Source organism: Gelatiniphilus marinus, from assembly GCF_042684345.1.
GTDB classification, from domain to species: Bacteria; Bacteroidota; Bacteroidia; order Flavobacteriales; family Flavobacteriaceae; genus Gelatiniphilus; species Gelatiniphilus marinus.
Genome location: NZ_JBHULK010000004.1, coordinates 191914 through 204167, shown reverse-complemented (window position 1 = coordinate 204167; position 12254 = coordinate 191914). Strand labels below are relative to the sequence as shown.

The following is a 12254-nucleotide window of genomic DNA, read 5'->3' as shown; positions in this document are numbered from 1 at the left end:
TTTAAAAACAATGAAACAGGTTTTTTTGTCTTTAGTTGCTATTTTCTTGTTTTCTACTTCAATATTAATAGCACAAGAAACAAACAAACAAAAACCTACTGAGGCTATCGAAATTGTTTCGCAAACTGAAACTATACTAATAGATTCAACAAACATAAATTTACCTAAAAAAGAAGCCGCAAACACCTCAGAGACAGCCTCTTCAAAAACAACTGAAAGCACCATAATACCAAACCAAGGCTTTTCATTAAATAGTTTGTGGCGCGGTGTTTTAGGTATGGTTACCTTAATTTTTATTGCCTTCCTTTTTAGTAGTAACAGAAAAGCAATAAATTGGAAAATTGTAGGTATTGGTTTAACATTTCAACTATTAATTGCTATTGGAGTATTAAAAGTGGAATTTATTAAAAATATTTTTGAATTTATTGGTGGCTTATTTGTTGAAGTATTGGAATTCACAAGAGCTGGCAGTAAGTTTTTATTTGAGGGTTTGGTTGTAGATATGGACACTTTCGGTTTTATTTTCGCCTTTCAAGTGCTTCCAACTATTATCTTCTTTTCTGCTTTAACATCAGTTTTATTCTACTTGGGCATCATTCAAAAAGTAGTAAAAGCGTTCGGTTGGTTGCTTTCTAAATTATTAAAGATTTCTGGAGCAGAAAGCTTAAGTGTAGCCGGAAACATTTTTTTAGGGCAAACCGAAGCCCCACTTTTAATAAAGGCCTATTTAGAAAAAATGAATAAGTCTGAAATGCTTTTGGTAATGATTGGCGGAATGGCCACCGTTGCCGGAGCGGTATTGGCAGCCTATATTGGGTTTCTTGGTGGCGACGATCCTGCCTTACGGCTATTTTATGCAAAACACTTGTTGGCGGCATCGGTAATGGCTGCACCTGGTGCCATTGTAATTTCTAAAATACTATATCCACAAACCGAAAACGTTAATACCAATGTTAAGGTTTCGCAAGAAAAAATAGGTTCTAACTTTTTAGATGCCATTGCCAACGGCACCACCGAAGGTTTAAAACTGGCCGTAAATGTAGGGGCTATGCTTTTAGTGTTTGTCGCTTTTATTGCCATGTTTAACGGTATTTTAGGATGGGTTGGCGATGTAACCACTTTAAATGGATGGATTGCAAACAACACCGCTTACCAAAGCCTATCGCTCGAACTTATTTTGGGTTACGTTTTTGCCCCGCTTATGTGGCTTATAGGCGTTGCAAAAGAAGACATGGCCTTAATGGGGCAGCTTTTAGGCATTAAACTTGCCGCCAGCGAATTTATAGGCTACATCCAATTATCCGATTTAAAAAACGTAGCAAATACAACACATTTAAGTTACCAAAAATCTATAATTATGGCCACTTATATGCTTTGCGGGTTTGCCAATTTTGCATCTATTGGCATTCAAATTGGTGGTATTGGCTCGCTAGCGCCCGGGCAACGCAAAACCTTATCTAAATTTGGCATGAAAGCCTTAATTGGCGGTACCATCGCCTCTTTAATATCGGCTACCATTGCCGGAATGATTATTGGGTAAAAAGCCCCTTTACTTTCCCAAAGGGAAATCGAAGCCCAAAATAAATCCGTTAATAACTTTGTGATATTTTATTGGAGAAACAACCCCCTAAGTTTAATGATTTTATATATTTTTAGCACTGGCATTTTGTTGTGCTGGCATGGCTTGAAATAAGGCCGGTTTTATTGAAAAACACCTTACAAAGCCAGTTAAAACAGCTATTGACTAAGATTCGATTTCAATTATAAAACCAAGTTTAATTAAAAAACATTTTCGCTTTCGCGGAAAGAAAACATGAAACAATACCACGATTTAGTAAAACACGTTTTAGAAAACGGCAACAAAAAAGAAGACAGAACAGGCATAGGCACAAAAAGTGTTTTTGGTTACCAAATGCGGTTCGATTTAAGTGAAGGTTTCCCCATGGTTACCACAAAAAAACTGCACTTAAAATCGATTATTTATGAGTTGCTTTGGTTTTTAAAAGGCGATACCAATATTAACTATTTAACCGAAAATGGTGTGAAAATCTGGAACAGTTGGGCAGACGAGAATGGCGATTTAGGTCCTGTTTATGGCCACCAATGGCGCAACTGGAATAACGACGAAATAGACCAGATTAAAGACATTATTAACACCCTAAAAACCAACCCGAACAGCAGGCGCTTGTTGGTTTCTGCTTGGAACCCTTCGGTTTTACCAGATACCTCAAAAAGCTTTAGTGAAAATGTGGCCAATGGCAAAGCGGCGCTTCCGCCCTGTCATGCTTTCTTTCAATTTTATGTTGCCGATGGTAAATTATCGTGCCAACTCTATCAACGCAGTGCCGACATCTTTTTAGGAGTTCCTTTCAACATTGCAAGTTATGCGTTGCTTACCATGATGATGGCTCAAGTTTGTGGTTACCAAGCTGGAGAATTTATTCACACCTTTGGCGATGCGCATATTTACAGCAACCATCTTGAGCAATTAGAATTACAATTATCCCGTGATTTAAGACCGCTACCAAAAATGATTTTAAATCCTGAAATTAAAGATATTTTTGATTTTGATTTTGAAGACTTTACACTTGTTGATTATAATCCGCATCCGCATATAAAAGGGGTTGTTGCGGTATAAAACCGTATTCAATCTTTTTTTAAAACAAAAAAAAGCGCTTTCAAAAATTTTAAAAGCGCTTTTTTGTCTGATTTCTTTATGGGTTTAACTATACCGTTAACACACCGTTTTCTGATGCAAATTCGTTTTTTGCATAAGCATCTGCTTGCTCATCGTTTACGTAAGCACCATCAATAAGGTACCTAAACTCGTAAGAATTGTCTTTCTCTAAGTTTAATGTTCCTTTAAAAGTTCCATTTTTCAGTTTTTTAAGTATTGTTGCATTCTCGTCCCATTGGTTAAAACTCCCAATTACCGCTACTTTTTTTGCATCTTCTGCAGGTACCGTAAAAGTAACTTTACAAATAGGTTTGCTTTTTAAATACTGTTTTGTAATAGCCATGATTCTATCTTGTTTAATTTAGTTTTATTTTCAACCGGCAAATTTATAAAACAATCACATATTTACAATTATTTAAAACACTTTAAGTCAAAGATTTATCGTTTTAACAATACGTCTTAACAATAATTTAACGAAACCGCTTATTTTAACGAATTAATTAGCAAAACATCAAAAAAAATCCTGTTATCCTTTTATTATTTTTAATCGGTCTTAAAACGAAAACGTTTTAGTAACCAATACTTAAGCAACATTTAAGGCAAATTCTCCAAATAAGCTCCAAAAATCGTTTGGTATTACTAAAAGTTTTAACTTTACAGCTCTGTTATTTTATTATATATGTTCGGAAAGAAAAAACAAAAACCCTTAATAGACGCAAACCAATTAGAGCTAATTGAAAACGCCCAAAAACGCATTAAACAAAAAAAGCGCTTATACGTTCACTTTGTTGTATTTTTAATTGGAGCACTATTTTTAATTGTTGCCAATACCATTTTGGGCATAGGCAAAGACGTAACCTTTTTTGGCAAAGAATGGTTTGTATTTGCTATTTTGCTTTGGCTTTTCTTTTTATTGTACCATGTCTTTAATGTATATGTAACCCATAAATTTATGGGAAAAGCTTGGGAGAAAAACCAATTAGACAAACTGGTTGCAAAACAGCAAGAGCGTATTGATAAACTTAAAGCGGGCTTTGTAAAAGAAGAAACCTTAATAGCGCAAAGCGAAGTTTATAATAAAACATTACCCAAAACCCAAAACCCAAAACCTAAAATAGAATTGACAATAATTGTCGCTGCCGCGGAAAATGATGCCATTGGAAAAGGCAACAAACTTATTTGGCATTTAAGCGACGATTTAAAACGCTTTAAAAGCTTAACCAACGGCCACCATATTATAATGGGGCGCAAAACCTTTGAAAGTTTCCCGAAACCCTTGCCCAACAGAACGCACGTAGTTATTTCAAGACAAAAAGACTACAAAGTTCCCAGCGGTGTTATTTTGGTAAACTCTTTAGAAGATGCCATAGACGCTGCAAAAAACGATGCGCAACCCTTTATAATTGGCGGTGGCGAAATCTACAAACAAGCCATGACTTTAGCCGATAAAATTGAGTTAACGCGTGTACACGAAAGTTTTGAAGCCGATACGTTTTTCCCGAAAATAGACACCTCTGTTTGGAAAGAAACCGCAAACACCTTTCATTCAAAAGATGAAAACCACGAGCATGAGTTTTCGTTTTTGACTTATGAGAGAAAGTAACTAAACTTGACTTAAACAGAAAAAAAACGATAACCTCACTTAGCGTCGGATGCAAGTTACCTGTGCCAAACTTGTTTTCAGTATTAAAGCGACGTATATCCGCGAGCCAATTGGCAACAATATAAAAATGACTAAATTTGGAAAATGAACAAATGGACTAAATTAAGTATAGATTATGCAAATCAAAGGTCATACTTAGATGACTTATTTCAAGTTTACCCCACAATTCCTGAAGGAATTAGAGATATTAATGAAGATGTTTGGGCTGAAGTTGAAAAATCTTTCAAAAAGAAAGATAATGACTTATTAATAAGGCAATTATTAAAGTTTGATTTGTTTCCAATTAAGGATAGTTACATAGCATATTTGAAAAGAGATGGTTCTGCAATAGACAGAAACCCAAGAACAATAAACAGAGTTTGCGGTCGTCTTTATGAAATGGGACTTGAAAAAATATTTGAAAGATGTAGCGAACCAAAAGAAACTAACAGACAGATAGGTCCAATGTTTCGTGATTGGTTAAAAAGAAAATCGCTTGGCGTTGAACCTGTTTCTTTAGATGTTTTTTTAAGAAATGACAAAGATGCTATTCTGGATGCAAGCGACAATGCAATGATGAATTTTGCTAAAGAAAATTTAGGATATAACCATAATAAAGGTTTAGATTTTGTTGGTCGTTTCAACAAGCAATATGTAATTGGAGAAGCTAAATTTTTAACCGATTTTGGTGGACATCAAAACGCACAATTCAATGATGCTATTAGTACAGTTGAAGCCAAGGGCGTTAAAGCTGTTAAGATCGCAATATTAGATGGAGTTTTATTTATAGAAGGACGAAACAAAATGCATAAATCAATAACAGAAACTTACAAAGATTACAATATTATGAGTGCTCTTGTTTTAAGAGAATTTCTTTATCAACTATAAACACTATGAACAATTTACTTTTAAAATCAGATAATATTATAGGACTTAATTACCTTCTTAACGAAAAAGATTTAAAAGGTAAAATTGATTTAGTTTACATAGACCCACCATTTGCAACAGGTGGTAATTTTACAATTACAGATGGTCGTGCTTCGACAATTAGTAACTCAAGAAATGGAGATATTGCTTACTCGGATAAATTACTTGGTAATGATTTCTTAAACTTCATAAAACAAAGATTGATTTTACTGAAAGAATTAATGTCTGAAGAAGGCTCAATATATCTTCATATTGACTATAAAATCGGGCATTATGTAAAAGTTCTAATGGATGAAGTTTTTGGTTTTGAAAATTTTAGAAACGATATAACTAGAGTAAAATGCAATCCTAAAAATTTTAATAGGCTAGGTTATGGCAACGTAAAAGATTTAATTCTATTTTACACTAAAACAAACAATCCTATTTGGAACGAACCAAGAGAAAAGTACACAGAAAAAGACCTTGAAAAATTGTTTTCAAAAAAAGACAAGCAAGGAAGAAGATATACAACTGTTCCAATTCACGCACCAGGCGAAACAGAAAATGGGAAATCGAACCAACCATTTAAAGGAATTTCACCACCAAAAGGTAGGCATTGGAGAACTAATGTAGAAACTTTGGAACAATGGGATAAAGATGGATTGATAGAATGGTCTTCAAATGGTAACCCAAGAAAAATAATTTTTGCAGACGAAAGAGAAGGTAAAAGAGTGCAAGACATTTGGGAATACAAAGACCCACAATATCCAACTTATCCAACAGAAAAAAACCCTAACATTTTAGACTTAATAATTCGTACTTCTTCAAATAAAAACAGTATTGTTTTAGATTGTTTCTGTGGTTCAGGAACAACATTAAAGTCAGCCCATTATAATAGTAGAAAATGGATAGGGATTGACCAATCAGATCACGCAATTAAAGCGACTAAAGAAAAACTTGAAAAAATTGAAGGAGACCTTTTTATTGAAAAACCTGCATACGATTTTAAAGAGCTTAAAGAAAATACAGTTGCAAACAAAGAAGTTTATAGCTAATGGTTATTTTGTGCTGAAATTCAAGATTTTAACACATAATAAAATAAGTGCTAAATTGAAAGTTTAGTACTTCGAAACCTCAACGAGCAATAAATAAAACTGGCAAACAAATCTTCAATAATTTATTCCCATTACCTTTTTCTATTTTCCGTAATTTCGCAACATGGTAAAAGAAATCCAACTTCGTATTACACTTAAAGAAGAAGCACAACCCAATATTTTAGTTTTAAAATCTGCCCTAAAACTCGATATCGATAAAAGCGATATTACGGGTGTAAAAATTCTTAGAAAATCTATTGATGCCCGTAAACCAAAAATTGTTTTTAATTATAAAGTTGCGGTTTATATTAAAGAGCCTGTACCAAAAAACCCAGAATACATCTTTAATTATAAAGACGTATCAAAAGCGAAACCCATCCATATTATTGGGTTTGGTCCAGCGGGCATGTATGCCGCTTTGCGCTGTATAGAACTGGGTTTTAAACCCATTGTTTTAGAGCGCGGTAAAAATGTGCAAGACCGCCGCAGGGATTTAAAAGCAATAAATCAAGATCATTTTGTAAACCCAAACTCCAATTATTGCTTTGGCGAAGGTGGCGCCGGCACGTATAGCGATGGTAAATTATACACCCGAAGCTTAAAACGTGGCGATGTGCGTCGTATTTTTGAAAACCTCGTGTTTCACGGGGCAACCAATCAGATTTTAGTCGATGCGCATCCGCATATTGGCACCAACAAATTACCCAAAGTGGTACAGAATATTCGCGAAACCATTTTAAACTATGGTGGCGAAATCCATTTTGAAACACGCGTGGTAGATTTTACTATAATAAACAACAAAATACAAGCCATACAATTGCAAAACGGTAACGAAATGGTTGCTAACCGCGTTATTTTGGCAACCGGACATTCGGCTCGCGATATTTATTATTTACTTTATAAAAAGCAAATTGCCTTAAAAGCAAAATCGTTCGCTATGGGTGTTCGGGTGGAGCATCCGCAACATATTATTGATCGTATTCAATACCATTGCTCTGGCGAACGCAACCCTTTACTTCCGGCGGCTTCTTACGCTTTGGTGCAGCAAGTAAACGCCCGTGGTGTGTATTCGTTTTGTATGTGCCCGGGCGGATTTATAGTGCCTGCGGCCACCGCTAACGGCGAGGTTGTTGTTAATGGGATGTCGCCTTCAAGACGAAATAACCTGTATGCCAATTCGGGTATTGTTGTTGAAATTAATGCCGAACAAGATTTACGGAAATACGAGCAATTTGGGGTTTTAAAAGGCTTGGAATATCAAAAGAATTTAGAGCGATTAGCATTTACCGCAGGCGGAAGAAGTCAGGTTGCTCCGGCGCAACGCTTAACCGATTTTGTTGAAGGTCGCTTGTCGAACACTTTGAATACCACATCGTATCAACCTGGGCTAAACTCGGCACCTTTACATTCACTTTTACCAAAATTAATTGGGAGCAGATTGAGAAAAGGTTTTGAAGCATTCGGACAAAAAATGGATGGCTATTATACCGAAGATGCCAATGTTGTTGGTGTGGAATCTAGAACCTCATCGCCCGTTAACATCCCACGAAAAGACAATTTAGAGCACATAGAGATTGAAGGTTTGTTTCCCTGCGGCGAAGGCGGCGGTTATGCTGGTGGCATTGTTTCGGCTGCTATGGATGGCGAACGTTGTACCGAAGCAGCAATTGTAGGATTGTAGGATTGTAACTTGGGCTCTGCGTTAGGGATTGAACGACATGTTTGAGCTCGCCGACGCAGGAGGAAGCGAGTAGTGAAAGCCCGACCCCTTTTCGGGGTAACGCCCAAATAATTATTTTATCTGTTTTTCTAAAAGCAAAGTAAGCTATCTTGTTTAAAAGATTTATTCCTATTTTTGCAGCATTAAAATTTAAAACACTATGAACGCATATATATTTCCAGGCCAAGGCGCGCAGTTCTCAGGAATGGGTTTAGACCTTTATGAAAGATCTGCATTGGCACAAGAATTATTTGAACAAGCTAATGATATTTTAGGCTTTAGCATTACAGACACCATGTTTGAAGGCACTGCCGAAGCCCTTAAGGAAACCCAAGTAACCCAGCCCGCCATATTTTTACACTCGGTAATTTTAGCCAAAACTTTGGGCGACAGTTTTAAACCCGATATGGTTGCGGGACACTCTTTGGGCGAGTTTTCTGCTTTGGTTGCCAACGGAACTTTAAATTTTGAAGATGGTTTAAAGTTGGTATCGAAGCGTGCTTTGGCGATGCAAAAAGCCTGCGAAATTAAACCCAGCACCATGGCCGCTGTATTAGGTTTAGATGATGATATAGTTGAAAAAATATGTGCTACAACCGAAGGTGTTGTAGTGGCAGCAAACTACAACTGCCCTGGGCAATTGGTTATTTCGGGCGAAATTGAAGCTATTAATAAAGCCTGCGAATCTTTAAAAGAAGAAGGGGCACGACGTGCATTGGTGCTGCCCGTTGGTGGTGCATTCCATTCGCCTTTAATGGAGCCTGCCCGCGAAGAATTGGCTGCGGCTATTGAAAACACAACATTTAGCAAACCCAACTGCCCCATTTACCAAAATGTAACGGCAAATGCGGTTATTAATGAAGCCGAAATAAAAGCAAACTTAATATCGCAATTAACAGCGCCAGTGCGCTGGACCCAATCTGTACAACAAATGATTGCCGATGGCGCTACTTTATTTACCGAAGTTGGCCCAGGTAAAGTATTACAAGGATTGGTAAAGAAAATTAACAGAGCATCTGAAACGGCTTCTGCAACTTTTGAAAGTAATAGCTAAATGAAATTATCGAAACGCTCTATTTTTATTTTATTGGTTATTATTGTTACAATTGCAATAGATCAAATTTCAAAAATTTGGGTTAGAGCTCATGTTGTAGCAGGAAGCCAATCTGAAATTATTGGTGATTATTTTACGTTACACAATGTAGAAAACAGTGGTGCTTTTTTAGGTCTGGGCAGCGATTTAAGCGAAACGCTTAGAATATTGCTGCTACTAATTCTACCCATTGTTGTTTTGGCCTTGGTGCTGCGTTATGTTTTTAAAGATAAAACTCTAGATAAGTGGTCTCTTTTTGCCTTTTCCAGTATTATTGGCGGCGGTATTGGCAATGTTTACGACCGTTTTGTTTATGGATCGGTTACCGATTTTTGGCATATCGATTTTGGTGGTGTGTTTAGAACCGGTATTTTTAATTTGGCTGATTTATCGGTTACTACCGGCATGATTATTTTGGTAATTTCTAGTTTTAGGAAGAAGAAAAAATAGCCCAACAAATTTATTATAAACAAATCGCCTAGGATATATTCACTAGGCGATTTAATTTTAATGTTAGTTGTTTTTTTATTGCTTTGTCCAAACGCTAGTTGCGTTAATAAAACCGCTGGAAACCTCAACACTCCAAGTACCATCATCGTTTACAGTACCCGAAAACGCAATGTTATCGCCACAGCAATCTGGAGCAGAACCGTTAAGCGTGCCACAAACATCTGTAATATTGCCAATTGAGGCATCTCCGCATATTCCAAAAGGGCCACAGAACAAACCATCGTAAGCACCTCCAGAATAATCAGACAAAGCATAAGATCCGCCACCATTATCAGTTACCGTTACAGTATATTCATAATTTGTAATTGGTGCCACACCGCAACATCCTGTTCCTGTACTAGAAACTAAATAAGTTCCCCCAATATTCGAAGGGCAAGATACAGGATAGTTAATAACAATAGAAACCAGTTTAGAGTTGCTAAGCGTTGTTCCTGTGTTATCTGTACCGTCATCATTCAATATGCTTAAAACCCTTCCGTCTGGCATGGTAAATCTTGTAGAAATCCTTAAGATATCACCTAATTTAATATCGTCTGCACTATTTATTTCTGAAAAGGCAGCAATAATATCATTTGTAGTTAAAGAATAATCTATAGGCAAGCCTACATTGCTTGCTAACGTTGAAGTATAAGCAGATCCTGATAACGTAACATACGCAGCAATAATATCTACAGATGCAGGCATTTTGCCTTGAGCTAAATCGGCATTAAAAGCTATGGTTAACACCTCACCACTGTTAAGCCTTACAAGATCGATAATGCCATCAGACCCTGGTGCTTTTGTCATATTAGGAACTGCTCCCGCTTCTAAAACGAGTGCTGAATCCCCTCCATCTTTATTTTCACAGGAAAAACCAATGAAGGCGATTATAGTTATTAATAATACATTTTTTATAGTTCTCATTTTTTTATATTTTTTATTTGTCCCAAAACACTCTATAAGTCGCTATAGTTTTTTGTTCTGGAGCGTTTTGATTAAGGTTTAACTCGTTTTCTGGCCAGAAAAATGTTCTGTTAAAAGGGTTATTCAATGTGGTATCGGTATCGAGTAAAGGATATGGGTCTCCATTATCCAACTGATATTCATTTGTTCCATTAGGATTAGCCAGAACAGGGTAACCTGTTCTTCTGTAATCGTTATATTGATCCATTTGGTCGCCATAAGTAGCCACCCATTTTTGGGTCATAATAATTTCCAATTGTTTATCTGCGCTTGCTGCTGCAAATTCTGTTTCTATATTCGCTATAAAATCTGTTACTGCGGTTGAGCCCGACAGTACCGGCACGGTTTGGGTTGTGCCCGTTCCTGCTACAACCTGATCAACCTTAGCAAAGCTTGCCGTTATGGCTTCAGTTAATTTTGCACTAGCATCTCCAGAGATTAAGCCCACGTGCATAAGTTCGGCTTGGATATATAAAAACTCATCGTAAGTTAATATCCGTCTTGGAGCTACACCAGTACCACTTGCAACGGTTCTTGCAAAACCTTGTCCGTCATCGTATCTTCCGCCACATGGGAAAATACCCGGAAATGTAGCATCGTTGGCTACGGCACCATCTCGCCATGGGCCAACGCTACCAAAACGAATGGTAAAAAACCCTGTAGAGGAATCCCAATAATCTGCTCTAGGGTCGCCAGAAATAGGATCTGACTGATCTCTGGGAAATTGCCCTGGTTGCAATTGATTTGCCCAATAATAGGGTATTCTAGGGTCTTGGTTTCCTGTATGGATATTAGGATTCATTCCCATTATAATCTCATAAAACCATGGGCTTACATAATGATCTACCTGAGCACCACCATAAGCGGCTTGAAATAGTTGGTTACGCTCGTCTTGTGGTGAAACCGTGGCCGTATGCGTGAATTGAAAATCGTCTGCATTTGATGTAAAAAAGTTGTTTTCAGCCACCAATGCATCTAAAGCAGGTTGACTAAACAATGGTGATGATGACAACCGTATTTGATTTAATAATTTTAATTTGAATGTATTGGCGAACTTAATCCATTTACTGGTAGAACCCGCATAAAATAAGTCGTCTCCCCCAGGAACCAAGCCTCCTGGATTATTCAGATTCACTTTGGCATCATCAATTAAATTAAAAATATCTTGGTATATAGTTTCTGAATCGTCAAAAACTGGACTTACATTTCCTTGGATTAGCAAAGTCGCTTCAGAATATGGCACATCGCCCCACAAATCGACAGCTACAGACATCATATAGGCTTTAAGCAATTGCCCAATACCTTTATATACTGTGGCGCCATCAGTATCTGCTTGAGAAATCAGTGTCTCTAAATCTGTTAGTGTTAAATACACATTGTTCCAATCGTTATTTAAAGGAATATTATTGGCTTGGGTACCGTATTGATCTTGGCTACTTCTTGAGACCCCTTGATGGGTTTGCGTACCAAGAACCTCACCGCTAAAGTTATTCCAATCTGCAATTAAAGCCGTGGTTATTTCTATATTTGGCAACAACTGGTTCATTGGTGCAACGGTTGGGTTATCTGTATCTGTATCTACATCCAAATACTTGTCGCATCCAAAAAAAGATATAACGACGATAAGTATTGGTAAAATATGATACCTTTTAAATTTTATGTTTTTCATT

11 protein-coding genes are annotated in these 12254 nt (G+C 36.8%); 8 read left to right on the top strand and 3 right to left on the bottom strand.

What is annotated here, in order from left to right:
• Positions 1 to 10 precede the first annotated feature (10 nt).
• On the top strand, positions 11 to 1540 hold the full coding sequence (locus tag ACFSQS_RS11575) for a NupC/NupG family nucleoside CNT transporter (protein WP_388018827.1): 1530 nt from the start codon (positions 11 to 13) through the stop codon (positions 1538 to 1540).
• Between the two features lie 273 nt (positions 1541 to 1813).
• A complete protein-coding gene (locus ACFSQS_RS11570) occupies positions 1814 to 2638 on the top strand; it encodes a thymidylate synthase (RefSeq protein WP_388018824.1) in 825 nt (274 codons plus the stop codon).
• Between the two features lie 88 nt (positions 2639 to 2726).
• Here the strand turns inward: ACFSQS_RS11570 and ACFSQS_RS11565 are convergent, their stop codons facing one another.
• Entirely contained in the window at positions 2727 to 3020 is a 294-nt protein-coding gene (locus ACFSQS_RS11565; protein ID WP_388018821.1) for an isoamylase early set domain-containing protein, read from the bottom strand.
• A gap of 336 nt (positions 3021 to 3356) precedes the next feature.
• On the opposite strand from ACFSQS_RS11565, the gene ACFSQS_RS11560 reads away from it, so the two are divergent.
• The 6 genes from ACFSQS_RS11560 to lspA all read left to right on the top strand — a co-directional run bounded on the left by ACFSQS_RS11560 (position 3357) and on the right by lspA (position 9582).
• The gene (locus ACFSQS_RS11560) at positions 3357 to 4280 is read left to right on the top strand and encodes a dihydrofolate reductase (RefSeq protein WP_388018818.1); all 924 of its coding nucleotides are present in this window, start codon (positions 3357 to 3359) and stop codon (positions 4278 to 4280) included.
• 144 nt (positions 4281 to 4424) lie between these two features.
• Positions 4425 to 5207 (top strand): hypothetical protein, encoded by a 783-nt coding sequence (locus tag ACFSQS_RS11555; protein WP_388018815.1) that lies wholly within the window; start codon positions 4425 to 4427, stop codon positions 5205 to 5207.
• Positions 5208 to 5212: 5 nt separating this feature from the next.
• Complete coding sequence (locus ACFSQS_RS11550) at positions 5213 to 6280, top strand: site-specific DNA-methyltransferase (RefSeq protein ID WP_388018812.1); 1068 nt, start codon at positions 5213 to 5215, stop codon at positions 6278 to 6280.
• Positions 6281 to 6443: 163 nt separating this feature from the next.
• On the top strand, positions 6444 to 8000 hold the full coding sequence (locus tag ACFSQS_RS11545; protein ID WP_388018809.1) for an NAD(P)/FAD-dependent oxidoreductase: 1557 nt from the start codon (positions 6444 to 6446) through the stop codon (positions 7998 to 8000).
• A 199-nt stretch (positions 8001 to 8199) separates the two neighbouring features.
• Positions 8200 to 9093: an ACP S-malonyltransferase gene (gene fabD, locus ACFSQS_RS11540; RefSeq protein ID WP_388018806.1), complete on the top strand. Its 894-nt coding sequence runs from the start codon at positions 8200 to 8202 to the stop codon at positions 9091 to 9093.
• A complete protein-coding gene (lspA, locus tag ACFSQS_RS11535; RefSeq protein WP_388018803.1) occupies positions 9094 to 9582 on the top strand; it encodes a signal peptidase II in 489 nt (162 codons plus the stop codon).
• A 75-nt stretch (positions 9583 to 9657) separates the two neighbouring features.
• Here the strand turns inward: lspA and ACFSQS_RS11530 are convergent, their stop codons facing one another.
• Positions 9658 to 10545 carry a hypothetical protein gene (locus ACFSQS_RS11530; RefSeq protein ID WP_388018800.1) on the bottom strand — a complete coding sequence of 296 codons (888 nt, stop codon included), beginning with the start codon at positions 10543 to 10545 and terminating at the stop codon, positions 9658 to 9660.
• 13 nt (positions 10546 to 10558) lie between these two features.
• Positions 10559 to 12253, bottom strand: a complete 1695-nt coding sequence (locus ACFSQS_RS11525; protein ID WP_388018797.1) for a SusD/RagB family nutrient-binding outer membrane lipoprotein — start codon at positions 12251 to 12253, stop codon at positions 10559 to 10561.
• Position 12254: the final 1 nt, after the last annotated feature.

Coding starts and splice junctions, on each gene's coding strand:
- lspA (WP_388018803.1), top strand. CDS start 9,094: ATGAAATTATCGAAACGCTCTATTTTTATTTTATTGGTTATTATTGTT.
- ACFSQS_RS11525 (WP_388018797.1), bottom strand. CDS start 12,253: ATGAAAAACATAAAATTTAAAAGGTATCATATTTTACCAATACTTATC.
- ACFSQS_RS11555 (WP_388018815.1), top strand. CDS start 4,425: ATGAACAAATGGACTAAATTAAGTATAGATTATGCAAATCAAAGGTCA.
- ACFSQS_RS11570 (WP_388018824.1), top strand. CDS start 1,814: ATGAAACAATACCACGATTTAGTAAAACACGTTTTAGAAAACGGCAAC.
- ACFSQS_RS11530 (WP_388018800.1), bottom strand. CDS start 10,545: ATGAGAACTATAAAAAATGTATTATTAATAACTATAATCGCCTTCATT.
- ACFSQS_RS11545 (WP_388018809.1), top strand. CDS start 6,444: ATGGTAAAAGAAATCCAACTTCGTATTACACTTAAAGAAGAAGCACAA.
- fabD (WP_388018806.1), top strand. CDS start 8,200: ATGAACGCATATATATTTCCAGGCCAAGGCGCGCAGTTCTCAGGAATG.
- ACFSQS_RS11565 (WP_388018821.1), bottom strand. CDS start 3,020: ATGGCTATTACAAAACAGTATTTAAAAAGCAAACCTATTTGTAAAGTT.
- ACFSQS_RS11575 (WP_388018827.1), top strand. CDS start 11: ATGAAACAGGTTTTTTTGTCTTTAGTTGCTATTTTCTTGTTTTCTACT.
- ACFSQS_RS11550 (WP_388018812.1), top strand. CDS start 5,213: ATGAACAATTTACTTTTAAAATCAGATAATATTATAGGACTTAATTAC.
- ACFSQS_RS11560 (WP_388018818.1), top strand. CDS start 3,357: ATGTTCGGAAAGAAAAAACAAAAACCCTTAATAGACGCAAACCAATTA.